Annotated in this window: 22 protein-coding genes and 1 pseudogene; 8 read left to right on the top strand and 15 right to left on the bottom strand. The window is 43.8% G+C overall.

Going from position 1 to position 26,444, the window contains the following annotated elements; genetic code table 11:
- Nucleotides 1-119 precede the first annotated feature (119 nt).
- Together ACED59_RS20275 and ACED59_RS20270 are read left to right on the top strand one after the other, a co-directional pair.
- The gene (locus ACED59_RS20275; protein ID WP_017098746.1) at nt 120-2,504 is read left to right on the top strand and encodes a helicase-related protein; all 2,385 of its coding nucleotides are present in this window, start codon (nt 120-122) and stop codon (nt 2,502-2,504) included.
- Nucleotides 2,505-2,707: 203 nt separating this feature from the next.
- The gene (locus ACED59_RS20270) at nt 2,708-3,085 is read left to right on the top strand and encodes a hypothetical protein (protein ID WP_009846478.1); all 378 of its coding nucleotides are present in this window, start codon (nt 2,708-2,710) and stop codon (nt 3,083-3,085) included.
- Nucleotides 3,086-3,253: 168 nt separating this feature from the next.
- Here ACED59_RS20270 and ACED59_RS20265 read toward each other — a convergent pair whose 3' ends face one another.
- The 7 genes from ACED59_RS20265 to ACED59_RS20235 form a co-directional block, all read right to left on the bottom strand.
- On the bottom strand, nt 3,254-4,357 hold the full coding sequence (locus tag ACED59_RS20265) for a phosphoribosylaminoimidazolesuccinocarboxamide synthase (protein WP_017098747.1): 1,104 nt from the start codon (nt 4,355-4,357) through the stop codon (nt 3,254-3,256).
- A 253-nt stretch (nt 4,358-4,610) separates the two neighbouring features.
- Complete coding sequence (locus tag ACED59_RS20260; RefSeq protein ID WP_009846480.1) at nt 4,611-5,018, bottom strand: SulA-like leucine-rich domain-containing protein; 408 nt, start codon at nt 5,016-5,018, stop codon at nt 4,611-4,613.
- Between the two features lie 360 nt (nt 5,019-5,378).
- A complete protein-coding gene (locus ACED59_RS20255) occupies nt 5,379-5,567 on the bottom strand; it encodes a hypothetical protein (RefSeq protein WP_017098749.1) in 189 nt (62 codons plus the stop codon).
- Nucleotides 5,568-5,732: 165 nt separating this feature from the next.
- Nucleotides 5,733-6,833: a tetratricopeptide repeat protein gene (locus ACED59_RS20250; protein ID WP_017098750.1), complete on the bottom strand. Its 1,101-nt coding sequence runs from the start codon at nt 6,831-6,833 to the stop codon at nt 5,733-5,735.
- 142 nt (nt 6,834-6,975) lie between these two features.
- Entirely contained in the window at nt 6,976-7,644 is a 669-nt protein-coding gene (locus tag ACED59_RS20245) for an OmpA family protein (RefSeq protein WP_009846483.1), read from the bottom strand.
- Nucleotides 7,645-7,749: 105 nt separating this feature from the next.
- Complete coding sequence (locus ACED59_RS20240; RefSeq protein WP_009846484.1) at nt 7,750-8,439, bottom strand: DUF2786 domain-containing protein; 690 nt, start codon at nt 8,437-8,439, stop codon at nt 7,750-7,752.
- Nucleotides 8,440-8,659: 220 nt separating this feature from the next.
- A complete protein-coding gene (locus ACED59_RS20235) occupies nt 8,660-9,343 on the bottom strand; it encodes a DUF3334 family protein (RefSeq protein WP_009846485.1) in 684 nt (227 codons plus the stop codon).
- 219 nt (nt 9,344-9,562) lie between these two features.
- Between ACED59_RS20235 and ACED59_RS20230 the strand changes: the two genes are divergently transcribed.
- A complete protein-coding gene (locus ACED59_RS20230; protein ID WP_017098751.1) occupies nt 9,563-12,598 on the top strand; it encodes an FAD-binding and (Fe-S)-binding domain-containing protein in 3,036 nt (1,011 codons plus the stop codon).
- Between the two features lie 66 nt (nt 12,599-12,664).
- A complete protein-coding gene (locus tag ACED59_RS20225) occupies nt 12,665-13,126 on the top strand; it encodes an isoprenylcysteine carboxylmethyltransferase family protein (RefSeq protein ID WP_017098752.1) in 462 nt (153 codons plus the stop codon).
- A gap of 138 nt (nt 13,127-13,264) precedes the next feature.
- Here ACED59_RS20225 and ACED59_RS20220 read toward each other — a convergent pair whose 3' ends face one another.
- From ACED59_RS20220 to hutC, 7 genes are all read right to left on the bottom strand, one after another.
- Nucleotides 13,265-13,990: a DUF3581 domain-containing protein gene (locus tag ACED59_RS20220; protein WP_010438254.1), complete on the bottom strand. Its 726-nt coding sequence runs from the start codon at nt 13,988-13,990 to the stop codon at nt 13,265-13,267.
- 166 nt (nt 13,991-14,156) lie between these two features.
- A complete protein-coding gene (locus ACED59_RS20215; protein ID WP_371705094.1) occupies nt 14,157-15,263 on the bottom strand; it encodes a histidine ammonia-lyase in 1,107 nt (368 codons plus the stop codon).
- Between the two features lie 75 nt (nt 15,264-15,338).
- Nucleotides 15,339-16,871: a histidine ammonia-lyase gene (hutH, locus tag ACED59_RS20210; RefSeq protein WP_032499955.1), complete on the bottom strand. Its 1,533-nt coding sequence runs from the start codon at nt 16,869-16,871 to the stop codon at nt 15,339-15,341.
- Between the two features lie 14 nt (nt 16,872-16,885).
- Entirely contained in the window at nt 16,886-18,580 is a 1,695-nt protein-coding gene (hutU, locus tag ACED59_RS20205; protein ID WP_017098755.1) for a urocanate hydratase, read from the bottom strand.
- A gap of 96 nt (nt 18,581-18,676) precedes the next feature.
- A complete protein-coding gene (hutG, locus tag ACED59_RS20200; protein WP_017098756.1) occupies nt 18,677-19,723 on the bottom strand; it encodes a formimidoylglutamase in 1,047 nt (348 codons plus the stop codon).
- Nucleotides 19,710-20,960: an imidazolonepropionase gene (gene hutI, locus ACED59_RS20195; protein ID WP_029224033.1), complete on the bottom strand. Its 1,251-nt coding sequence runs from the start codon at nt 20,958-20,960 to the stop codon at nt 19,710-19,712. Before hutI ends, hutG begins: the two co-directional genes overlap by 14 nt.
- Before the next feature lie 113 nt (nt 20,961-21,073).
- Complete coding sequence (gene hutC / locus ACED59_RS20190; RefSeq protein ID WP_017098758.1) at nt 21,074-21,787, bottom strand: histidine utilization repressor; 714 nt, start codon at nt 21,785-21,787, stop codon at nt 21,074-21,076.
- A gap of 181 nt (nt 21,788-21,968) precedes the next feature.
- On the opposite strand from hutC, the gene ACED59_RS20185 reads away from it, so the two are divergent.
- Nucleotides 21,969-22,712, top strand: coding sequence for a sporulation protein (locus tag ACED59_RS20185; protein WP_016789246.1), 744 nt, complete (start codon nt 21,969-21,971; stop codon nt 22,710-22,712).
- A 96-nt stretch (nt 22,713-22,808) separates the two neighbouring features.
- Here the strand turns inward: ACED59_RS20185 and ACED59_RS20180 are convergent.
- A pseudogene (locus tag ACED59_RS20180) lies at nt 22,809-22,985 on the bottom strand (DUF3187 family protein); the annotation flags it as partial.
- 307 nt (nt 22,986-23,292) lie between these two features.
- Between ACED59_RS20180 and ACED59_RS20175 the strand changes: the two are divergent.
- The 3 genes from ACED59_RS20175 to ACED59_RS20165 all read left to right on the top strand — a co-directional run bounded on the left by ACED59_RS20175 (nt 23,293) and on the right by ACED59_RS20165 (nt 26,186).
- Nucleotides 23,293-24,432 (top strand): HNH endonuclease, encoded by a 1,140-nt coding sequence (locus tag ACED59_RS20175; RefSeq protein WP_017098759.1) that lies wholly within the window; start codon nt 23,293-23,295, stop codon nt 24,430-24,432.
- A 420-nt stretch (nt 24,433-24,852) separates the two neighbouring features.
- Nucleotides 24,853-25,416, top strand: a complete 564-nt coding sequence (locus tag ACED59_RS20170; RefSeq protein WP_017091626.1) for a hypothetical protein — start codon at nt 24,853-24,855, stop codon at nt 25,414-25,416.
- Nucleotides 25,417-25,568: 152 nt separating this feature from the next.
- Nucleotides 25,569-26,186, top strand: coding sequence for a hypothetical protein (locus tag ACED59_RS20165; RefSeq protein WP_241762565.1), 618 nt, complete (start codon nt 25,569-25,571; stop codon nt 26,184-26,186).
- The last annotated feature ends 258 nt before the right edge of the window (nt 26,187-26,444 follow it).

The raw sequence follows: 26,444 nt of genomic DNA, 5'->3' as shown, positions 1-26,444 counted from the left end.
TAGTTTACCTCCGATCTTTGCAAACAAAATGATATTCTTACCCATGTCCCACACTTATCGAATTTTAGCACCATAATTCGTTATACTTTGCTCACACTTTTTCGCGACGCCTCTTTTTTATGTCATTACTGCCCATCGATGCTTATCAAAACGTATTTCACGAACAAATCGCTAATTCTCATCTAGTAGTAGAAGCTGAAACCGGATCGGGCAAATCAACGCGTTTGCCAATTTGGGCTTGCCAACATGGGCGAGTACTGGTGGTTGAACCAAGACGAATAGCTTGTACCTCATTAGCTAAATATCTCGCCCTACAATCGGGCGAAAAGCTTGGTGACAAAATTGGTTATGCGATCAAACTTGAGTCTGAATACAACGAGAAAACTAACGTCGTTTTTGTGACGCCCGGTATCGCGCTGCGTTGGTTATCTGAAGATGGACTCGCTGGCTTTGATGTCATCGTTGTCGATGAATTTCACGAAAGGCGTTGGGATATCGATTTGCTGGTGGCGATTCTCAAACAAAAAGCGAGCCATCGCTTGGTGATCACGTCTGCAACCATCGAAGGGGAACGCCTTGCTCATTATTTGGATGCGAATCGAATAAGCTGTGAAGGCCGAACTTATCAAGTTGCTATTGAACACCGAGCGAATGAGTCCAGAGCATTGCCCGATATTCGACACCTAGAGCAACGCATTGCCGAAGAAGTGAATCACCAACTGATAGCATCTTCTGGTGACATGTTGGTTTTTCTGCCGGGTAAAAAAGAGATCGTGCAATGCGAACAAGCCTTAGCGACAAATCCAGATATCCAAGTGGTGAAATTGCATGCGTCGGTCAGTGATAAGGAGCGAGATTTAGCGTTATCGGGTCGTAATATCGATATCAATGCTAACGGTTATGGCCTGAGAAAGGTCATTCTTGCAACCAACGTGGCAGAAACCTCATTAACCATTCCCGATATTGGTGTGGTGGTAGATTCAGGATTAGAAAGACGCACCGTTCAACGAAACGGTAGAACGACTCTGATGCTTAAATCCATATCACGAGCCAGTGCCAAGCAACGAGCTGGTCGTGCGGGTAGGGTAATGGACGGCGCTTGTGTGCGTCTGTATGGTGAGCATGCGGCGTTAGAGTTAGTCACACCGCCTGAATTGCAGCGTGAAGAGCTGATCTCACCGATGTTGGCCGCGGCCTGTTGTGGTGCTCCGCTTGAGAGCTTGTCTTTCCTTGATCCTATTCCTGAAAAATCACTAAACAGTGCTACTCAAACCTTGCTGACGATGGAAGCGATTAAAGCCGACCATCAAATTACCGAGCATGGCAAAAAGCTGTATCCGCTGCCGATTGATGCTTTGTATGCCGATATCGTTACTCGAATCAAAACCAAAGCATTAAAAGAAGCGATGGTCGATCTCACAGCTGCGTTGTCCGTTCCGGCTCGCTTGTATCAGTTACCGAACAATGCAGAACATTTGGAAGCACTCGCTCAGCAAGAAAAGGAAGGGTGTGATCTAAGCCTGTTGATTCAGATCGTTCGCGGTCGCGAGTATCCAAATCTAGAAATCGATCAGCAGGCATTGAATGAAGCACAGGGACTGGCTAAGCAAATGCGTGAGGTGTTTGAACTTCCTCAATTAGAAGTCGCGTCCCGTTTCCAGCGTATTGAACTGCTTAACACTATTGTTCAACTTCACCCTGAACTGGTGTTCGTACGCAGACTGAAACGAAAAGAAGCCTTTGCTAATGGAGTTTTAGAGGTAGTACTCGGCCGTCAGAATCGTTTCCCTGATAATGAACAAGCGATGTTGGTGCTTGATACCCATAGTTTGCCGGGAAGAGGCGTTAAGCAAACACTGACCTTAGCGACGGTCACGGCCCCCATTCCTCTTGAGCTTATCATTGATGCTGAGCTAGGAGAGTGGGAGCAAGGTGAAACGATTGTGAATGATGACGGCGTCTATACTGGGATGGCGTTGGTGTATGCCGGCCGCACGATCACGACCAAGCTCGTGGCAGCGGAAGGGCAACTATCGTTAAAGCCGATCGTCGATCTTGTATCGAATGGGGTTAAACTTCCCGGTTTTGCAGAAGCTCGCACTCAACAAATCAAACATTGGCAGTTGTATGTGAAACTCGGTCTCAATGAACAAACCCAATACACTCCAGAAATTGACCAAATGAACTTTGAGTTATGGTTCATAGAACAGCTTGAAGTGTTAGGTGTCACTGATGTGAGCGAATTGGAAATGTTCGACCATGCTGATATTCCATTCGATGGTATCCCGACTTGGCTCTATTTAGAGTTTTCGGAAAAGTATCCGTTTGCATTGAGCCTTGCCGACTTGCAACTCGAAGTCGAATACCTGCCGGCACGCAAGCTGATTTACGTTCACTATCAATCGGGCAGTCGAAAGTTATCGCCAAAACGTTGGGAGCTCCCGACATGGTCTGGCTGGCGTATTCAGTACAAAAAAGCGAGTCGGATAATTGATATCAAATAGATGGATTAGTTTTATCTCTAAAATATTAATCAAATAGGTGCATATATGTTTTTTCAGTACTTATTTTGTTACAAGTTTGATTTTTATATGCCTTTTTAACCAATCAAAAGGTCATAAAAGACTATTCTTCTATATCCTATTGCTATAAAGAAAGAGTTGATAGATATTGAGTATATTGTGTTGTCAAAGTGTCGGGGGACATCATGGATAAACAGACAGAGACGCGTGTAGAGTTTGATTACACAACATTTCTTGGCGCCTCATGCAGTAAAAAATGGACTTTTCTGGAAGCACTAACCACGATTGCGCCAGTATTTAGTACCGTCTGGCGAGATAGCATTAAAGAGCTAGCCAGCCCTGAAGATCGTTTATGGCAGATGGCATTGAAATCGATGTCGACGCGTAAAAGTGATGAGTCAAACATTGTTACCTTACTCAAGCTAGCCAAGCTAGAGGGGATCAATGAACTCAAAGTTGCTATGCCATATTCTCTTGAAGAAGAGCAGATCGAGTACATTGAATCGCGCAGTCATTTGGTGATTGCCGAGAATACTGGAGAAGAGTTTACTATTAAGCTTTAATCTATCAGTATTGCTTAGAGCTTAGAGCTTAGAGCTTAGAGCTTAGGAGCGAGCTCAAAGAGTATTAAAAATCGCACACGAAAAAGGGCCTCAATAATGATGAGGCCCTTTTAGTATCTGAAATTTGTGTTTAGAAGCTTTTTAGCCTTCTAGAATGCAATCAGTCAATCAGTCGACTAGACCATAGTCAGCACGCAGTACATCGATGATTTCTTGCTTAGGATTCTCGCTCAGTACGATCTCTGCACCTGTGATTTTCGCTGCGATATCAAGATAAGTACGAGACAGAGACATCAGTGAATCAAGAGGCAGCTCATTGTCACGAGCTAACGCTTCACGCTCTGGCATACGCTCTTTGTTCAAAAGAATGTCCGGATCAGGGAAGTAGTTAAGCAGGAACTGGCGGAAACCTTCTTTTGAATTCTCAACGATGTTGCCGTTATTGTATTCCTGAGTATCCCAAATGCGAGATGAATCTGGAGTACCGACTTCATCCATGTAGATAAGCTTTTCTTTGCCTTGAGCATCGTTCACATAGCCGAACTCAAATTTCGTATCGACAAAGGTTTGATCGACTTTTGCTAGCGCTTGGCTAATTACGTTGAAGCCTTCTTTTAGAAGTTTCTCGTAATGCGCAATGTCACTTGCTTGAGTAAAGTTGAACGCTGCGAAGTTATCTTCGATGTTGTTACGTGTGATGTTCACATCATCAGCTTCTGGAACGCCAGGAATACCTTTCAAAATCCCTTTTGTAGAAGGTGTGATCAGTAGCTCAGGCAATTTCTTGTCTTTCTCAAGGCCTTCTGGCATCTCGATACCACAGAATTCGCGTTCGCCGTTTGCGTATGCACGCCACATTGAACCTGTGATGTATTGACGACAAATCGCTTCGATCATGACTGGGCGAGCTTTTTGTACAATCCATACGAATGGATGAGGGATATCAAGAATGTGACTGTCAGCAAGGCCGTTGTCTTTAAACAATTTGAACCAGTGGTTAGAGATAGCATTCAGAGCCGCTCCTTTACCTGGGACACCTTTTAGATTCCCTTCACCACGCCAGATACAATCAAATGCAGAGATACGGTCACTGATCACCATGATTGCTAAAGGCGCATCTGGTGCTACATCGTAGCCTTTCTCTTTAATTAGTCGTTGGCTATCTTCTTCAGTTAACCAGTAGACCGAACGAACCTTGCCACTGTGGACAGGTTTATCAGTACGGATTGGCAGGTCATCATTTACGGCAAGAACTTGATCAGCAAGGCTCATTTAGACATTCCTATCTTTTATCAAACGTCATACAGAGAAGTGCGGTGTGCACATGATTAGACGGGCATTATACCCAATCTACTATTTGCTTCCAGAGAAAAAGCAAACGATTGCTAAATCTATTGTTTAAATAAAAACCCCCGCCTAACAATCCGCTAAAAAATTGGCGAATTGTAGGGCAGGGGAAGGCAGTATATTTGGACTGTGTTTTTGAGCTATGTTTTTGAGCCAAAATGTTATTAAGCAAGGTGGTTTAGTGAATACGCTCTGAATTGGCATCAATAAAGAAGACTTCGCACTGAAAGCGCATTCCTAATGTTCTTAGGTATTGCTGACTGAATTGATCAATCGAAGCACTCGCAACAATCGCGCTCGCATTCTTAGATCGAATGGCTTTCTCTACGGTTTCTACTTCTGTCATTTGATTAGAGGCTTTCATGTGAATAACACGATCACAGCAAACATTATGTTGCTGCAACTGTTTAGCCGATGGTCTTGGTGTTTGAGCCGTAAACAGTAACCACTGATGTTGATTGGACAGCAACGCCATTTTGGCAAACAACGCTTCTTCGTTTGAACTTTTTGTGTCACGAGAGACGGATGTAAATGCGCAGTGAGTTAGCGGGCTAGAGTGTTGTGCTTTAACGTGTGCTGGAATCATTTTGCTGTCCTTATATACATGCTGTATACGCATACAGTAGTTTTTGTTACTTATAAGATCAAGCGTTTTTTGAGGGATTATTGGCCGATCTTGCTTGGTTGGGTAAGTGGTTTTTATTTAAGTTGTTGAAAGTATGGTAAAAATTAAATTTGAATGAATTTGTTGTTTTGTCTCATAAGTTGAAGAAATGTGAGCTTTATACAGGTGTACACAGTGGTTTTGACAGAAAAGCACTGTATACACCTGTATAGAAGATAAGAAGATAAGAAGATAAGAAGATAAGAAGATAAGAAGATAGGAAGATAAATCTCAGATACAAAAAAGCGCCTTAGGCGCTTTCTTATATTTCAACGGTGTTGCTTATCTCAATGTCGCTTGGGAGAGTTTTGCTCTCATTTCCATTTCACCAATATTGAACTGGCGAACATCAATGGTGGCCATATCATTGCACTCTTTACATGCATGATGACACTTACCATCTAGGTAGTCGTGCTTTTTAACTAGGCTTGGCTTTTTGCACCAATCACAAACGCCTTCTATTGTGAACATATTCTCTCCTCACCTGTTTAAGTCAGGTGTATTTTCGGCGCAAATTATGACACAAGTAAGACTCATTAGTTAATAGTTTGTTACCTGTTTTTGAGAGGGGGATCGATTGCAGTACTAATAAAATCGATATCTTTGCGACTTTGGAAATCGAGCTTGCTTGGTTGTTTACGTTTTTGCAACACTCTTAAGGATGGTTTTTAGCGAATTGTTCAAACGTTTCATCTCTTCGTCACATCCGTAACCATCTGGGTGGTAGATTTTGGATAGCTGTTTATATCGAATTTTAATGCTTTTTTGATTCGGAATTGAGCTAGGTGTATACCCAAATAGAGCGCAGGCTACTTGTAAATTATTCAGGCTGTTGTCATTTTTCTGTTTTTTTAACTCATGGAACATCGTGTGCAACTGACGTTTCTGCTGCTTAATAGTGAAGTCCTTCGAGCTAAGTTGTGCTTCAAGTGTCTGCTTTTGTTGCCCCAATTCACCCGATTTCAGAGCATGTCTTCTTTTTGATATCACCAGAGTCATGATAATGCTGACAATTGAAATCAACATGGCTAAGGCTGTGCCAATTAGATAGTCTGAATACGTTAGGTTAGAACGTGTTACCTGCTCTCTAGAGGGCAGATAAGAAGGGGAGCTACTTGCTCGCTCTGGATTAGATAGCCTCTGATTCGTGCTGCTTTCAGCAATGACGTTGTGATTGAGCTTCTCAATCGAAGAGATCTGCTTGGCACGTTGCTGGTTGAATTGCGCTTCCAGAATACGGTTATAGCCATCTTCGGCTGTTGGATTGTTTTTTAAGGCCGCTTCATACCATAGCTGTGCTTCATCTAATGGTTTTAGGAGTTCTTCCTGAAGTGAGGATTCGTAGAGCTTTGCGACTTCGATAGGCGCGCGTTGGTTACCTTGTAAGGCTGATTTAATAAACCATTCTAAAGCTAGCTTGTTGCTTTGCTCTACACCTGATCCTGCCAAGTACCATTCACCCAGCCTAAATTGCGCATCTGCATTGCCGTTTTCTGCGGATTGCGAGTACCAATAAAATGCATCGTTGGTGCTCAAAGGGACATCATTACCTGATTCATAAGCTTGAGCTAGTTGGTATTGAGAAACTGGATCTTGAGGTTGAGATTCTATCGAGAATGCAACGTTGCTTTCTGCATGAACGATGTGTGCAGTAGAGAACTGTATTGTAGAAAAGATGAGGGTGAAAAATAGAATTCTAAGAAGTGATGATGACAGAAAGTTGGATAGGATAAACAATAGATAAGTCTCGTAAAAAAGCCCAGAGTCGGAATATCAGTATGAATATGGCTAGTCGTGTGACTTTGAACAAGCAACACGACTGACAAGCAACTATATAGAGGTTAATTCAATAGATAAAGGCGACTGGGCTTTGATCGTGCTACTTAAGCGGCAAGATTTGAATTTCTACGCGACGGTTACAAGCACGACCTTGAGAGGTGTTGTTGTCACATAGAGGGTAACGCTCACCGTTACCACGAGCAATGGCACGGCCTGCAGCAACGTCTTGAGAGATCAAGAATGCACGAACCGATTCAGCACGACGCTCAGAAAGAACTTGGTTAGAAGACTCGCTGCCTGTGCTGTCAGTGTGACCTTCGATCACTAGGCTAGTGTCTGGGTATTCAACTAAGATGCGCGCAACGCCGCGAAGTGTTTTGTGGATGCTTGATTCTAAAGCGTAAGAACCAGAATCGAAGCCAATGCCGTTCTCTAGGCGAAGTAGAAGTTGGTTCTCACCAACACGCTCTACTTGAACGCCTGAGTTCATGAGTTCTTCACGAAGTGCAGCTTCTTGCTGGTCAAAGTAGTAACCGATACCACCGCCAACTGCGGCGCCACCTGCTGCGCCGATGAGTGCACGCTTACGACGGTCTTTAGAGTCGTCACCCGTAGCTGCACCAGCAACAGCGCCGGCGATTGCACCAATTAAAGCGCCTTGAGTTGCGGAATTAGTCTCAGATTCGCCGGTTGTCGCGTTTTGGCGTTGTGTCGCTTGACAGCCCGTTAGAGCAACAGTGAGTGCCAGGGCTAGTGTGATTTTTTTCAACGTATTTCTCCATCATGTACTTCTGTCAAACGCATGAATTACGAAAGACAACAATAAGTCCTATTGGTGGTTTTTATCAATACGCTGAAGCAATGTAAAGTGGCTCTATGATTTAGTTATCTTTTTAACCGCTTGAGTTCCGCCAACTGGTCGATTTACAGACAGTTTTCGACCTTTCTTCAAACCAACTTCATAGTCTGCGGTGAGGTTTTTCATCGCTTCTCTGAGTTGTTGTTTGAACGTTTCGCGGTCGATGTTTTGGAACTCTTTATCAATGTAGTTATTGATCTTGTTGTTTGACTCGTCGTCTGGGGTGATAACAGGCAGTTTTTCAAGTGCACCTTCTACCCAACCCGAAACGTAAGAGTTTACGCGACGTGTTACTTCTAGTGTCCCTGTTCCCGAGCCCGCAAAACTGTTTCTGAATTGGCCAGTGTGCTCATTCAGTTCGCGATAAATAATATCGAACGCAAAAGCTGCGAAGATAGCGCGATCGGCTTCACCAATGAATTCAACGCGCTTAAGGCCTTTGTGATTCAGTAACACGGCTTCTACGCCAAACTTGGTGTTAATACCACGAATAACACGCAGCAGTGTAGAGCTGATATTTGCAGGTAACAGGTGACTGGATTGAGTTTTTCCCATCTTGATAAATTCAATATCGTCCTTTTCGAGACCATATTTCAGCATCAAGTTATGTGCCATTTTTATCGCATTGGCAGCTTCATTGACGTTCGCAGAGTTTCCAAGCTCAAGACACTTGGCAATTTTCTTTAGGGCTTTTTTCTTATCCATCGACAACTTAATCATTACCGCAAATTTTTAAAAGTCCAACATTTTACATGTTTTGGCGAGCAACAGCAAAGTCAAAAGTCATTTGTAGGAATGTGGTGAACGATTGTGGAAGATAAGGATATAGGAAGGAAGCGGCGGGTCCCGGACAAAACAAAACGCCATCAAGAGGATTGATGGCGTTAGTGACACGATTTTTAGGATGTGCTAGAGCTTTCGCAAACTAGATTCCAAGTTCATCGAGTAAATCAGCTGCAGAATCGTTGCCTGAACTTTGCTCTGGCTGCTTTGGTTCTTGCATTTTTTTCTGAGTCGCTTCAAGAATGCTGTCTGGACATTCGTCTTCAGCGATTTCAAATTCTTCCAATTGGATGAATTCAGTTTTGTCCATTGCAAGCTCAAGGTAGAAAATGTTGTTGTCGGCAGTAGAGAAAGTAACACGACGAGCTTGCGGGCGATCTAAGTTAGTATCAACAGAAAGGTTCACTTGCTTGTTCAGTGCCAGCATTTTCGGTTGGTTTTGTGTGATGTTAGTTTGCAGTTCTTTACGGATTTTGTTTGTAAAGTCGCCAACCAACTGGTTCATCAACTCACCTAATACATCACCTACTTCGTCTGAAGTATGAAGTACAGCGAGTTCGTCTTCAGGCATGCCCATATTACGCATGTAATTTGTGTAGATCTCTAGCGCTGCTTTCGACGTAAAATTGATAACAACAAGACCTGAAAAACCGCCGTCGAACAAGACGAAACAACCAAAATCTGGCTTAAGGCTTGTCTTGTTGATCTTTTGAACCATTGCTGAGTAGGACACCTGTGAAGCCGTCGCTGAAGTAAGTACGTTTGAGACTGATTGGCATAGCTTAAGAAGAATATCTTCAGTTGTGACTGTTTTGCTTTTTTTCATTGTTATTTGCTCATGGAGATGTCGTAAAAAAGTTATCTACTATCTTACTACTGAATTAAGACGAAAGTGACTATTTCTCCATTCTTGCACCGAGATTCTTATTTGATCACCTTTTTATATGATCTTAATAGTAGTAAAGTGACGAAATTCAAAGAAAAATATTAAAAATCTCAGATAACCCAATGCTGATAGGATCAGCGAAGTAGGGGCAGGAAGCAAATGTTACCAAGACTTCAACTCAATGCTGATGTCGATCCAGTAGTCGTACGCTTTTTAGATGAACTAAAAACAGCGGGCTTTACTGGCGACATTGAATCTCAATATTCTAGCCGTTTGGCTGTGGCGACTGATAACAGTGTCTATCAGCAATTGCCGCAGGCAGTTATTCTCCCTAAAACAACTCAAGACGTTGTGTTGATCGGTAAAGTGGGTGCAAAATCTGCTTACGAACGCGTGACCTTTTCCCCTCGTGGCGGTGGTACCGGTACTAACGGACAGTCTTTAACAAAAGGCGTCGTGGTTGACCTTTCTCGTTATATGAACAAGGTTCTTGAGATTAACGAGCAAGAAGGCTGGGTAAGAGTTCAGTCAGGTATCGTTAAAGACCAATTGAACGATGCTGTGCGTCCGTATGGTTACTTTTTCTCTCCAGACCTTTCTACCAGTAACCGAGCAACCTTAGGTGGAATGATCAATACCGATGCTTCGGGCCAAGGGTCATTGAAGTACGGTAAAACGTCTGACCATGTGTTGTCGCTGCAAGCCGTCTTCGCAGATGGTTCATGTCTCGAATCCGATTTATCACACGGCTTACCTGCTGAAGGTGAATTTGCTCACCATGCCCTTGCGGTTACTGAGGCAGTTTGTCGAGATAAGCGCGCTCAAATTCTTAATAAATTCCCACCATTGAACCGCTTCTTAACTGGTTACGATTTAAAGAACGCAATCAACGAAGAAGACGATAGCTTTGACCTGACTCGTGTTCTATGTGGTGCAGAAGGTTCATTAGCATTCATCACTGAAGCAAAGCTGAACCTCACGCCGATTCCAAAAGCACGAACGTTGGTCAACGTGAAATACAACACGTTCGATTCTGCACTGCGTAATGCGCCGTTCATGGTAGAAGCGAAAGCGCTGTCTGTAGAAACGGTGGATTCAAGAGTATTGAACCTAGCGAAACAAGACATTGTTTGGCACACCGTGAGCGATTTGCTTATGGACGTTCCAAATAAAGAGATGCTTGGCATCAACATGGTTGAGTTTGCAGGCCAAGATGAAGCGGAAGTTGAACAACAAGTTCAAGCGCTGACCGCAAAGCTTGAAAGCATGGTAGAAACTGAAGACGCGGGTGTGATTGGCTTCCAAGTGTGCAGTGATTTGGCGAGCATTGGCCGAATCTACAACATGCGTAAGAAAGCGGTAGGTCTATTAGGTGCGGCGAAAGGCCGAGCTAAGCCAGTCGCTTTTGCTGAAGATACCTGTGTACCACCAGAAAACTTGGCCGACTTCATCTCTGAATTTAGAGTCTTACTCGATTCAAAAGAGTTGAACTACGGCATGTTTGGTCACGTGGATGCGGGCGTACTGCACGTTCGTCCTGCTTTAGATTTGTGTGATCCGATGCAAGAAGCATTGATGCATGAAGTCTCTGATGAAGTGGTTAAGCTGGTGGCTAAATACGGCGGCTTGATGTGGGGTGAACACGGTAAAGGCTTCCGTTCTGAGTATGGTCCTGACTTCTTTGGTGAAGAGCTGTTTACCGAATTAAGACGTGTTAAAGCGGCATTTGACCCGCATAACCAGATGAACCCAGGCAAGATCTGTACGCCGTTAGAAAGCGATGCTGAGTTGGTGAAAGTCACTGATACCAAGCGTGGTTTCTACGATCGCCAGATCGACGTACAAGTCCGTGATAGCTTCAAGCAAGCGATGGAATGTAATGGTAACGGCTTGTGTTTCAACTACGATACGAGTTCGCCAATGTGTCCTTCGATGAAAGTCACGGCTGACCGTCGTCATTCACCAAAGGGCCGTGCAGGCTTGGTTCGTGAATGGTTGCGTCAGTTAACGGAACAAGGCGTCGATATTCTCGATTTAGAGCAAGAAGCGCTGAAGGACAATACTCCGATTAAAACCATGGTGGAACGTGTTCGTAACACGATGAACAAACGGCATGAGTACGATTTCTCGCATGAAGTTCATGAAGCGATGAACGGTTGTTTGGCGTGTAAAGCGTGTGCGAGCCAGTGTCCTATTAAAGTTGATGTACCAAGTTTCCGTTCTCGATTCTTAAACATCTACTATTCGCGTTACCAGCGCCCAGCAAAAGACTATTTAGTCGCTAACATTGAAACCATGCTGCCGCTGATGGCGAAAGCGCCAAAAGTAGTGAACGCTGCATTGGGTCAAAAGTGGATACAAACGGCAACGGCTAGGACGGTCGGTTATGTTGATGCTCCTTTGATGTCGGTACCTACACTTAAAAATCGTCTGGCGAGCAAAGAGCTGCAACTCTTCGACTTACAGTACTTAGAAGGCTTGTCTTCTGAAGAGAAGAAACAGCATGTGCTGATCGTTCAAGACCCGTTCACTAGCTTTTATGATGCGGAGGTGATTGAAGACTTCGTCACTCTGGCTCAAAAACTTGGTAAAACTCCGGTGTTGCTGCCGTTTAAGCCAAATGGTAAAGCTCTGCACATTAAAGGCTTCTTAAGTCGTTTTGCGCGTGAAGCGAAATCAACATCGGATTTCTTGTCGATGGTGGCGGATATCGGTATTCCTTTGGTGGGTGTGGACCCGGCTCTTGTGCTTTGTTACCGCGATGAATACGTAGAGATCTTAGGTGACAAACGTGGCGACTTTGATGTGCTTACCGTGCATGAATGGTTAATGCCATCGTTAGGTGAGTTCGAAGCACGTTCAGCAAGTGAAGATATGTGGTACTTGTTTGCTCACTGTACTGAGAAAACCAAAATGCCGAACGCTGAAAAAGAGTGGGGCACTATCTTCAAGCACTTTGGTGCTGCGTTAACCAGCGTTCCGGTTGGCTGTTGTGGTATGGCGGGCACCTTCGGGCATGAAGTTGATAAGTTACAAATGTCGAAAGACATATACGGTTTAAGCTGGAAGCCTCAAATGCAGGACTTACCAAAAGATCGTTGTTTGGTGACGGGTTATTCTTGCCGTAGCCAAGTGAAGCGTTTTGAAGGTGAGAAGCTTGCTCACCCATTACAAGCGCTAGCAAAAATTCTTTAATACATTTAGCCCAGCAATTGCTGGGCTTTTTTCTAAACTAACAAAGGAATGTTAATAAGGAAAAGTATGAATTTTCTAGAATTAAAAGTACCACCCGTTGCACTGTTCATTATTGTATTCGTAGCATCATACTTCTGCGCTCAGCAGTTGAGCCAAGGAACATTGGCAATGCCTTATCGAATGGTTGTGCTCGGTATCGGGATTGTCTTGAGTGGTGTTATTGGGATATCAGGCATATGGGAGTTTCGCAAACAGAAAACCACCGTTAATCCGATCAAAGTCGACACCGCTTCTGCAGTTGTGGACAGTGGAATCTTTGGCTACACGCGAAACCCAATGTATCTAGGGCTATTTATCCTACTGTTTTGTTTTGGCTACTTCTTCCAAAACCTGTTCAGTGTCTTACTCAGTTTTGTATTCGTAATCTACATGAATCAGTTCCAAATTAAGCCAGAAGAACGCGCTCTAGAGCAATTATTCGGTGCGGAATATGTTGATTACAAACAAAAGGTTAGGCGCTGGATTTAGTTCTGACTTGAATACAGGCTTGAGTGACTTGATGTCATTAGTCATCGAAATAAAAAAGCCCAGCTTGTGATACCAAGCTGGGCTTTATTGATCTTGTCTCTAGTTATTTACATCAAGTGATGTAAATAAGAGTGCTGATTAAGCGGCAGCTGCGAACTGAGCTAGAAACATCTCTTTACGTTCGTTGAAGCGGTTTACTAGGTCGTCTACAGAAGCTTGGTCGTATGGCTTAAGACCACTTGCTACCATGCGCTTTACGCCTTTACCGACTACTTCACCGTCTTCTTTGAAATCAAAGTTCAGTGTCACGATGCCACGCTTGCCTTCAACATCAAAAGTCGCACCAGAGAATTCAACTTCTGGGTGAGATAGGTCTAGGCGAGTAAATTCAACTTCCATGCTCTCGTAAATCACAAGAGGACGTTGGCAGTTGATCATCATTTGTTGTTCTTCCATAAGAGGAACCATGATGTGTGGGAAGTTCATGCCTGAGAACTTAACGTAGTTTGTTACTACGTGTTCGATGAATGCTTGATCGTGGCTCTTTTCACCTTCACAAGACATGTGTAGGTACTCTTTGCCTTTCTCGTCAACCAGTGAGCTTTCTTTCTCACACTTGTTGTCAACGCTTAGCGCAATACCGTTACCCACCATACCTGAAAAATCAAAACGCATTTTTTGGCTGATGCCTTCTTTTTGCAGAAGTACTGCAAACAAAAGATCGCCAGGCACGCAGAAGCGTTTGTTGTCTTCATCGTGAATTGGGTTGAAGTCAGCAGCTACTTTTTTAGCAAAGTGGCTAGCCTGTTCACGAGTGAATTGAAATTGATTGTCTTCAGTAGAAAAGTAAGGTGTCAGAAACATAGTATCGCTATTAGTCATCAAATCTGGCGGGGATTATAGCTAACTAACTTGGTTTTAATGGTCTATCCAGTTTACGAGGGCCGAAAAGGAGGGAGATTGATGAGAAGGCGGGCTGGTGAGAAAAATAATAAAGGTCTAGAAAATCTAGACCTTTATTTATATAAGCTTATTTTTTATTAGGGAAGAACCACTTATCTAAATAATCACTCATCGGTGTAAAAGCAAGGTTCGCATAGTTAAATGGGTAATTAGCGGTTGTTGTTTCACCACTTGCGATTTTGCCGACCGCAGTAAAGCCTTTTGGCTGGTTTGCGTCTTTCAGCTCATTCGGGAACTTACCGTTAGCAGGGTTCACTTTGTATTCGTAAACCAATCCTAAAAATGCGCCTGGGTTGAGGTTCTTTTTGACAGTATGGACTGAGTCTAATTTGCCATTCGAAATGTCATCACCATCGTCATTAATACTTGTACCATTACTTGAGAGACATTTGCTTGGAGTACCATCAATACGATCTGCACCTAACTGCCCGTTGCCGTAGTTACATTCATCGTATTTTAGATAACCTAAAGCTTGTGTACCTGTTCCTATTTTCTTATTGATGAGAGTTTTGAAACCATCGTAGCTTTTGGCCAATTCAGCACCAACGGCTGTATTGTTGTCACCATCAACATAGTAATCGAAAACTTGCAGCAGCTTTTGGTATGTCGTGGTGCTTTTTGTTTCATCTACGCCTGACAGGTCAGTATAAATAAGCTCTAAACCATTGATGTTAGGGGTGCTCGCATACATATTTTGTGCAAGTGCAAGCACGAATTTACCATGAGCTGTAGAAGGATCTGGTTCTCCTTCTGTTATGCCAATGAGTATCTTTTTCTGGCTAAACTGTTTTCTCACGTCGTCATGAGCCCATTTAAGCAAATTTTCGACTTGAGTTTTAACTGCGTCTTGTTGTGTTTGAGTAATGTTTGGACCAATCGGCAGAATGTAAATACCTTTTTCAAAAGCACAGTTTGGCACTTCAGCTGCTGTTGAACAGTTTTTAATGCTGGTATAGGTCGCGACTTTCGTTAGCGTTGGAGTCGTTGGAGTCGTTGGAGTCGTTGGAGTCGTTGGAGTCGTAGGTTTCGCTGGTGCTTTATTGCTTGAGTCTGATCCACAGCCGGCTAAGAATAAGGTGCTGATAAGGGCTGTTGTAAGCAGGATTGGGGATTTTTTGTTATCATTGGTAATGAACTTTCCGACGGTGAGTGATGATTTTTCGGATAGTATCACTCCTATCAATAAGTGTATTCATTTTTTATGGACAAGTGGGCTGTAACGAGAGTACAGCCCAGTATACGGAAAGTATTAAAAACTTGACAGCGTACCTTCTGGCATTAAGTGGTTATGAACGGATAACTTGAGTAACAGGTTAGCTTGCTCAATATCTGGAGCAAAATATCTGTCTTTGTCGTAGAAGCTCACTTTCTCACGCAAAATTTGCTTCGCTTCTTCCACACGAGGAGAAGATAGATTCGGAGCGCGGAAGTCTAGCCCTTGTGCTGCTGCTAAATATTCTACTGCCAATATCCCACGGGTATTTTCAGCCATGTATCTAAGCCTACGAGCGGCAAAGGTGGCCATTGATACGTGGTCTTCTTGGTTTGCAGAAGTAGGTAGGCTGTCAATTGACGCAGGATGAGCCAATGTTTTGTTCTCACTAGCGAGTGCTGCAGACGTTACTTGAGCAATCATAAAGCCTGAGTTCACGCCACCGTTATCGACTAAGAAAGGCGGTAGTTTGCTTAGCGCGCTATCAATCAGCAGCGCCATTCTACGCTCTGACAAGCTACCGATCTCGGTAATGGCCAATGCAAGGTTATCTGCTGCCATTGCGACAGGTTCTGCGTGGAAGTTACCGCCCGAAATGATGTCGCCATCGTCAGCGAAAACTAGCGGGTTGTCGGATACGGCATTTGCTTCAATGTTTAAGGTTTCTGCTGAATTACGAATCTGCTGTAAACATGCCCCCATCACTTGAGGCTGACAACGCAGTGAGTAAGGGTCTTGAACCTTTTCACAACAAGTGTGTGATTCACCAATCTCACTCTTTTGATCAAGCATATGACGGTAAGCAAGTGCTGCATCCATCTGGCCACGATGACCACGAACGCGATGAATACGCGGATCAAACGGACGACGGCTACCCAGCGCGGCTTCTACAGACATTGCACCACACACGGTTGCAGACGCGAATAAGTCTTCAGCTGCGAACAGACCTTCTAGTGCAAAGGCTGTCGATGCTTGTGTGCCGTTTAACAGCGCCAGACCTTCTTTAGGTGCTAGCGTTATAGGCTCCAAGCCTGCGATCTGCATTGCTTCTAAGCCAGTGATGATCTTGCCGTTGTGGCGTGCTTGGCCTTCACCTAGCAGTACCGTACTCATGTGGGCGAGGGGAGCAAGATCTCCTGAAGCACCCACAGATCCTTTTTGTGGAACACATGGGTAAACCTGTGCGTTCACAAGATCGATAAGGGCATTAATCACTTTGAGGCGGATACCAGAGTAACCGCGAGACAAGCTGTTAATCTTTAACACCATCATCAAGCGAACAGTTTCATCAGACATGAATTTACCAATGCCCGCCGCGTGAGAAAGCACGATACTTTTCTGTAGTACTTCTAAATCCTCAGGGGCGATTTTGGTATTTGCTAACAAGCCAAAACCCGTGTTGATGCCATACACGGTGCGATCTTCAGCAATCACTTGTTCGACAACGTGCATGCTCGCTTCTATATCAGGAATCGCTGCAGGATCGAGAGATAAATTCACAGGGCTACGGCTAATCTTACGCAGTTCAGGCAGGCCTAGAAGTCCTGGCTTAAGTAATAAATTCAACATGTTTTCTCCAGACATTAAAGGCGACGAAGTTCTTCGTTTAGCATAGGTAAATCAAGCTTCTGCTCTTTAGCACACTGCTTGGCAATATCGTAACCCGCATCAGCATGACGCATAACGCCAGTAGCCGGATCATTGTGAAGTACACGAGCAATACGTTGTGATGCATCTTCGCTACCGTCACAACAAATCACCATACCCGAGTGTTGTGAGAAGCCCATGCCAACGCCGCCGCCATGGTGCAGAGAAACCCATGTTGCGCCACCAGCTGTGTTCAGAAGGGCATTCAAAAGAGGCCAATCAGAAACTGCATCAGAGCCATCCATCATGCCTTCTGTTTCGCGGTTCGGGCTTGCTACTGAGCCCGAATCTAGGTGGTCACGACCGATAACAACGGGTGCTTTCAGTTCGCCATTTTTCACCATTTCATTGAATGCTTGTCCTAAACGTTCACGATCTTTCAATCCAACCCAACAGATACGAGCTGGTAGGCCTTGGAACTGAATGCGTTCACGCGCCATATCTAGCCAGTTATGTAGATGTGGGTTGTCAGGAATCAGTTCTTTTACTTTTTGGTCTGTTTTGTAGATGTCTTCTGGGTCGCCAGAAAGGGCAGCCCAACGGAACGGACCGATGCCTTCACAGAACAGAGGACGAATATAAGCAGGAACGAAACCTGGGAAATCAAATGCGTTTTCTACGCCTTCTTCCAGTGCCATTTGGCGAATGTTGTTGCCGTAATCTACGGTCGCAGCGCCACGGTACTGAAGATCTAGCATAGCTTGTACTTGAATGGCCATGGACTGCTTAGCGGCTTTCACTACTTTAGCTTCATCAATGGTTCGTTCTTGTGCTGCTTTCTCCATCGTCCAACCTTGCGGCAAGTATCCGTTCAGCGGATCGTGGGCAGAGGTTTGGTCAGTCACTACGTCAGGCGTGATATTGCGTTCAACAAGCTCTGGGAATACGTCTGCTGCGTTACCAAGCAAGCCAACAGAGATTGGCGTGTCTGATTCTTTAATCATGGCCATCGCTTCATCGATGCTGGTGGCTTTTCTGTCGACATAGCCAGTACGCAAGCGGTAGTCGATTCGTGATTCATCACATTCAACCGCGATCATTGAGAAGCCAGCCATTGTCGCAGCAAGAGGTTGAGCACCACCCATGCCGCCAAGACCACCCGTTAGAACCCACTTGCCGTTTGCTTCGCCTTGGAAGTGCTTTTTCGCGATAGCAACAAACGTTTCATAAGTACCTTGAACGATGCCTTGTGAGCCAATGTAAATCCAGCTGCCTGCTGTCATCTGTCCGTACATCATCAAGCCTTCTTTATCGAGCTCGTTGAAGTGCTCCCAGTTCGCCCAGTGTGGAACAAGGTTAGAATTCGCGATCAGTACGCGGGGTGCGTTTTTATGAGTCGGGAACACGCCAACAGGTTTACCTGATTGAACAAGTAACGTTTGGTCGTCTTCTAAACGCTCTAATACTTCAACAATCTTGTCATAGCATTTCCAATCACGTGCCGCGCGACCAATACCGCCATACACAACCAGTGCATGTGGATGTTCTGCCACATCAGGGTCTAGGTTGTTCATCAGCATACGCAGTGGTGCTTCTGTTAACCAAGATTTAGCGCGCAAAGTGGTGCCATGAGGTGCGCGAATTTCGCGAGTCGTGTCGAGACGAGGGTCACTGTTGTGGTGTTCCGTCATTTTGGAATTCCTTCTGTTTCACGTTATATCGTTGTAGTTGTAGTTGTAGTTGTAGTTGTAGTTGTAGTTGTAGTTGTAGTTATCGGTATAGCTGGATTAGTCGCTGGCCATTGCACTGGCTATATCCCAACACAAACGTGCCGCCAATCGAGCCGTTTGACCATCGATGTCGTAGTCTGGGTTGTATTCCGCAATGTCCGCGATAATGAGTTTTTCACTGTGTTTGAAAATCTGCTCTAGAAAAGGAGCGAGCGCTTCATAGCTCACGCCTCTTGCCGCTGGTGCACTTACGCCCGACGCAGTCGCCGCGGGGAATACATCTAGATCAATGGTGAGATAGAGGTAATCACACTCAGCGATGAATTTTTGCAACTTAACCAGTTGAGCGACTTGGTTAACTTGGGTCATGTTGCGGTCGTGTTCATACCAAACACCCAGTTGGTCAGCTTTGTTAAACAGTGCTTTGGTATTGCTGGCCGCGCTAACGCCAAGACAAGCGTAATGAAACGGCCATTGATGCTTGTGGCAGTAATCGCTGATTTGATTAAAAGGCGTACCTGAACTGGGTTTAACATCAGCAATGTCGCTTTCGAATTCTCGAAGATCAAAATGAGCATCAAAGTTAACGATGCCTATTTTAGGTTTGCGTGCAGGCTGATCTTTATCAAGGCGTTCCGTTTGATGTAAATGCTCAGCGAGCCCTTGGAACGATGCCCAAGCAACTTCGTGACCACCGCCAAGGGTAATCACTTTGTTGGTTGATAAAGCATTGGCAATCACAGAAGCACACTGTTTTTGACTGACTTCGAGCTGACCATCATTGCACTCGATATCACCAAGGTCAGCGATGTGTGCGTCACTGTGCCAAGTCATATTAGCTAACGCTTGACGAATCAGGTTGGGTGCTTGTTTCGCGCCCACTCGACCTTTGTTTCTTGCAACGCCTGCATCGCTGGCAAAGCCTACCAAGGCGATTGCGCGGTCATTCAGCTCGTCACTTAAATCACTATGTTGCACTTGTTTGGTAATGTGATGAACGCGTGTACCGAGTGCGCCATCTTCAAGATCATTACGCCCTGTCCACACAAAGTTATGTACGGTTTTTGTGTTCTCTTGAATACCGTTGGATTTAGATTGAGTCATGACACACCTCGCCATTAACAATGCGTTTATGAAGATGAGGAACACCAACTTGATAGCTTAAGTCGGCAGGGTGATCGATATTCCAGATAGCTAAATCAGCGGCATAACCCACTTCGATTTTGCCTTTGGTTTGTGAGTCGCCAATGGCGGCCGCAGCGTTACAAGTTACACCGCGTAGCGCTTCTTCAGGCGTTGTGCCAAATAGGGTGCAGCTCATGTTCATCATCAGTGTTAAATCAGCAAAGGGAGACGTGCCGGGGTTTAAGTCGGTCGCGATCGCCATTGGAATGTTGTGTTCACGAAGTAGGGCGACGGGCGGCTGTTGAGTCTCTTTCAGGAAGTAGAAAGCACCGGGTAGCAAGGTGGCAACTGTGCCTGATTCTGCCAGTGCTTTTACTCCGGTTTCATCAAGGTATTCAACATGGTCAACAGAGAGTGCGTCGTATTTTGCTGCAAGTGCGCTGCCACCCATATTCGAGAGTTGTTCAGTGTGGCCTTTAATCGCTAGCCCATGCTTTTTGGCTGCTGCAAATACACGTTCGGTTTGTTCAAGGTTGAAGCCGATAGATTCACAGAACACGTCAACCGCATCGGCTAGGCCTTGCTCTGCAGCTTTAGGAATGATCTCTTGGCAAACCAGATCGATATAGCTGTCCGGTTGTTCTTTATATTCGGGTGGCACAGCATGGGCTGCAAGGAGAGTGGTGGTGATCTTAATTCGGCGATGATTCTCTAACGCTTTGGCTGCACGTAACATCTTGAGCTCATCTTCAAGAGTTAAACCATAGCCGGATTTTACTTCGATGCTGGTTACGCCACTTCTTAGTAGGCCATCGAGCCTAGGTAGTGCCATTTCAACCAGTTCAGACTCTTGTGCTGCGCGCGTTGCGGTTACTGTCGCTAAAATACCACCGCCTTGCTTGGCGATGTCGGTGTAAGACACACCATTCAAACGCTGCTCAAACTCGTTGGCACGATTACCTGCAAATACAAGGTGGGTGTGGCAATCAATCAGCCCTGGGGTGACTAACTTGTTCTTGCAATCATAGGTGATGTAATCCAAAGAATCATCAACACTTACTTGTTCTAACTCAGAAGCAAGTACGCCTTGGTTTGAACAAGAGATGGACACGATTTTACCGCTTTCGATAACGATATCTTGAGGGGAAGAGGGCTGATAACCATCGGCTCCCGAGCTCATGGAGACCACTCGTGCGTTTTTGAGGATCAAATTCATAATCACCTAGATCTTTGCCAAACATTAAATGTATATACAAATAAATAGGCTAAACGCTAACCCGAATCAAGTTGATGTTGCAAAAATGTGATCGGCGATCAGGATGATGTTCTTTAATCTAGAAGTATCTTGGAGCTTAATTTGTACTTAGAACCAGGATGGTAGAGTAATGTAAAGCTGATTAGGCGCTCTTTGCTCCACGTTCTTCTATTCAAAAGTAGGCAAGGCTCTGATTCAGAAAGTTTTAGTGACGTTCTGATTTGAGAGTCAGGAATAATGGCTTCAACCGTATGCTCGATAGCACTCAACGGACAGCTTTTTGAAAGGTATTCGTTGGGTGTAGAGGTTGAAAAGTCTTGCTTTAGATATTTTGGAGCGGCTTGAGAGTTCACCCAACGCGCTTCCAATTGTATCGGCGCGCTGTCCGCAAAGTGGATGATTTCACTATAGAATACTTCTGCGTTAATCATTACACCTAACCGTGTGGCGGTGCTTTCATCAGCCTTAATGCTATCGTGTTTGATAACTTGGCTAGTATACGTTTGGCCTCGGTCTTTGATCTCTTGCGCTATGTTGTTGATATCAAGCAGCGGAGATTGCGCTTTTTCGTCTGGTTCACAAACAAAAGTCCCCAGTCTTGGTTTCCTGATGAGCTTGCCTTCAGACACCAGATCTCGAATGGCTTTATTGACCGTCATTCGACTCACATTGAACTGCTCTGTGAGTTCGAGTTCTGTGGTTATCTGGTAACCCACTGGCCAGTGACCATTGTTGATCTTGTCATCTATGAACTGTTTTATCTGAAGGTAGAGCGGCGCTTTCGACATAGTGAAACCTTATTTGACTATACAAATAGAGTAACGGAATTTTTCACGATTTCAACATTTCCTCGGGCAATGTGACCTTATTCAACATAGATAGGGCAAATTGCTTGATTCTGTGAGGCAAGTGTCGCAAATTGTCACGCAATAACTATTCGTAAATCAGATAATTAGGAAGGGAAATAATATGTTTAAGAAATTAAAGGCCTCGTTGGGCATCGGTGCAGCAAAGGTTGATACCGTCTTAGATAATATTGAAGTTTTCCAAGGTGGAGAGTTGTCTGGCAATGTTCACATTGTTGGCGGCGACGTTGAGCAACAAATCGACTTGATTAACTTGGTTCTCAACACAGAAGTAAAAGTAGAAACGGAAGACAGTACCAGCTACGAAACCTTTTCACTGGGTCGTATTCAAGCGGTAGAGCCTTTCGTTATCCAACCGGGCGAAACCAAACTGGTTCCATTCCGTCTTAAGTTAAATGATGAAACGCCAGTCACCGCGTTGAACGCGCAAATGAATCAATGCCATGTATGGGTTGAAACCAACCTAGATATCGGTTTCGCGATTGACCCTAAAGACCGTGACTTCATCTCCGTACACCCATTGCCAACGGTCGCTAAAATTATCCAAGGTGTTGAAGCATCGGGTATGGCAATGGTGAAAGCAGACGTAGAGAAGGGTTTCTTGAAAGGCAACAGCTTTGCTTCTCGTTCGGGCTGTTACCAAGAGATTGAATTTCGTAGCGGCGGTTTCATGAATAACAAAGAGATCGAGCTATCATTCATCGTTGAAGGCTCAATGGTTCACTGCTTAGCAGAAATCGATCGCTCAATGAGCTTCCGTGGCGATCAATATATCTCATTCAGCTTGCCTGCTAACGCGGCCGATTCTGACATTCGCAACGCAGTCTCAAGAATCATGAGTGCGTAGTTGCTCTGACTTATATAGAAATAACATAGTATTCCAAAGTCGAATTTAACCGTTCGACTTTTTTGTTTCTGCCATTTACCACTGATGACGATAGGCCTATTGGAAGGTCACATCGGTGGAGTTGTTCATGTTGAAGATGTTCTCGATAACGGATATCTCGACCGCTGAGCGTTGCATGAGATAGCGATACCCAAACATCACTTCATTCGCGGCTTCTGAAAATTCAGTGTCACCGTCTTCATACCAACGATACTCAAGGTGCAACTCGTGGTGTGATATCCCCCCATTCAGGGCCAAATTATAATAAGAGATTTTGGAGGAACTGAGTTCCAATATCTTAAGTTGTGAGTTTTGATACATGTTGGTTAGAACTTATAGGAACCTAGAGGAATATCATGTATTTTTATAGCAATTCATTATATTAAAATCAAAGAGATAGCATGGGCTGTAAGACTATTGGGACAAGTTGGTATCCGTTACGTGAATCTATGTTTGCTAAACGAGCAGATAAAACACTCGTTAGTGAAAAAAAAGTGGGCTTCCTAGTGAGCTCCATGAGTTTTTTGGCATTGATACAACAGTGAAAAGGCAGGTTGTCGAGCTGGAAGTCAACGGTAAGCTGATAAGCGCAAATGTTACGCAAAAAGACCCGTCTAGGTATCAAATAGACCTAAGTTCGATTATTGCTGAGTTATCTCCTCTGAAGTTCGAAATTGACAAAGAAGCACTGATTTTCGAGAAGCATGCATCCAAAATTGAGGTTCGCCTCTCTAACCTAGATTTGATATATCAAAATTACTTTTTTAAGAGCCTGGAAGAGTGGCACTCGAAACGTCTTCAATGGGCAATGCAGAAACAGGGTGAAATCGTACCTTGGAAAGATATAAATCAATCTGATTTCATGATTTGCTCAACGGCGAAAGGTATATATAAGCCCAAAGATATGCCTTTTGCATTGTCAGTAAAGCAAACGTTAAGTAGTCCATATGCAGATGAATTACCCGTTTATGATGAAGATGGGAATTGGAGCTATAAGTATTACCAAGAAGGTGAACCAAATTCTAAGGCCGATAATTATGCGACCAATCAAGGTCTAAATTACTGCAAGCTGAATAATATCCCTGTTGTAGTTTGCATTCAGGAAGCTAAAAAGCCGCAACCTGTAACGTATAAGATTGTGGGTATTGGTCGAGTTGCGTCTTGGAAGGATGGAATTTTTACCATTCAAAGTATCAACACTCTCACGTATAAACGTCATCAAGATTTAGCTATTGATAAGATCTCTGATTCACAAAGTGCGAATAACCAATATGACCCGAGAGATGAACAAGATGGCCGTGAACGAGCTTATCGACAGATAGTCGCAAGACGCGGTCAGGCTGCTTTCAGACGTTCATTGTTAAGAGCTTATAACTCTCGTTGTGCCATTACTGGAACAAGCATTGAAGGTGTTCTGGAGGCTGCTCATATAACGCCATATAACGGCGCTGATTCAAACCATGTTACCAATGGCATTCTATTACGAGCTGAGATACATACTTTATGGGATCTGGACTTATTAGCTATTGACGAAGAGACATACACGGTCCTGATTGCCGATGAGCTTAAAGGTAGTGTCTATTCTGATTTGAAAGGGAAGGCGGTGTCATTACCTGAAGACGTAAATGACAGACCTTCTAAAGCTTGCTTATCTATACATCGTAATACTTTTGGTCTGTAGGTACCTCTGACGCCTTAAGGGTTGCAAACGCGGACACACCCCGCGGAATAAAAATTTTTCGGGTCTTATGGTCACCACCACAGTGTAAGCCGTAATTTGATAAATAGGCTTTAGATGTCGATCACGTTATGCGTAACGCTTATGTTGATATGATGTGCGTCAATTTGAAGTTCAGCTAATTGCATACTTAGCGCTGGTTGATTGGACTATTTCTGCATTTGGTTTGCCTTAATCAAGTTATGTCGCAAAAAACAACATAATCTGATCTATGATAGTTGCTACATAGTGCAACCGGCTGTTTTCATGTGGTTAGTTATAAATGTGTAATGGCATGAGTGAGAAATGGATGACGGAAATGTAAGTATGCTCTGCGGCGGCTTGCAGTAGATAAAGTGTTAGGCTTTTTGTAGGATAATCAGAATGTGGAATGATGTTGAACAATTAACAAAGATCATAAAATTTATCCCTTACGCTTTTATTTCGTTGGGTTTTGTTGTGGCACTTTCGGGTCAGTTTGTAAAAGCGAAAGTGGAAGAACGAGTAGTGTTTTTGAAACAAGAAGCAGAAATTACACTTAAGAACACTGCACCTGATTTGGATGTTACGCTGGCTAAGTTTCTGCCAACAGGTGAACTAGTGCTTCAAATAACCGCGAAAAATGAGACTCCCTTCACTTCAAGTTGGCATATCAAAACAACAAATAATGAGATTGTGTCAGGTATACAGTTAGAAAAGCCTGTAAGTACACCAACTCCCGAACAACGAGTATTCTTATTCAAAGCGGGAGTTGATACGAGTAAGATAAAAAACAATTCCCTAGAGTTAGATTATTTCTACGAATCTAAATACTCGTTAGAGCTTAACCAACCGGATTGCTTAAAGGGAAAAATCACTAAAAAGTATTTTTATGTAAACGGTGAAGTTTTCCCGATAGAGCAGTTTCATAAAGCCTCAAATCAGCTATCACCAGAATCGCAAGTCTAATAAATCACTCAAACAGACAGTTAACGTTTGGCACTTTTGGTTCGGTCGAGATGAGTGTTTACGGTGGCTTTGCTTGAGTGTCTTTAGCTGCTACTTGCTACTTAGCAAGACGTTATGTAAATAAGGAGAAACAATTGAGGTCGGAAGATAAATTGAGCTTAAAAGATCAAGGGGCATTAGTTATTGATGCCGGTTTATGTGCAATTCCTGTTGTTGGTGGCTCGCTTTCTGCGTTGTATTTTGGGGCGAAGCAAGAGAAACGGTTTAAGCGTTTAGAGCGATTTTACAGTGAACTCAAAGATAAGATCCAAGAACCAAGCGCTATCAATTTTGACAAAATGGATAGTTCTGCTTTAGCTTCTATCATTGAAGAAATAAATGAAGCTGTGGAGTCGGATTTTACAGAGAGTAAATTAGATTATCTTCATAATTGTTTTATTAATTCATTGTCTGAAGGTGCGGAGCAAGAATACGAGAAAAAGAAGTATTTTATCTCTCAGCTGATGAAAATGTCAGAATTGGATATAAATCTTTTAACAGATCTATACAAGGCGGAGTCAGGGTCATGCTACAAATATTTGAAAAGTGATACACCAAATTCTTCTGATATTAATGTCGCTCTTGAGCGTTTAAAATCTGGCGGTTTCTTTAACTCTAGCTTAAGTGGTCCCATTAGTCCTGGTATTAGTTGGGGGGAAATTACAGCATTCACACTCTCTGATTTTGGAAAAGATTTTATCGATTTCTGTTTAGAACAACGGTTAAAATAAATTCATATAACAAACCGTTCAAGATTAATTAAAAACGCATGGTGTTTTTATTGTGCGTTGTGTGGTACGCGATGGCTTCTGTGTTGCTTGATGTAGGTGTTCGTTGTCAATTGACTACCAAGTCATCGTTTGTTAAAGGAATTGTCTTGTATGAAGTATGGTTTTTGGGTTGTTTTCTTGTTTGTATTGAGTGGGTGTGCAACGACTGATCCGCACCAGAAGTTTTGGACACTGAGTTAAGTGAGTACAATCACTAAC

The sequence above is a fragment of the Vibrio sp. FF266 genome, from assembly GCF_041439695.1.
GTDB lineage: Bacteria > Pseudomonadota > Gammaproteobacteria > Enterobacterales > Vibrionaceae > Vibrio > Vibrio tasmaniensis_A.
Note: the sequence above shows the minus strand (reverse complement) of the source record. Positions and strands in the feature narration are given on the sequence as shown.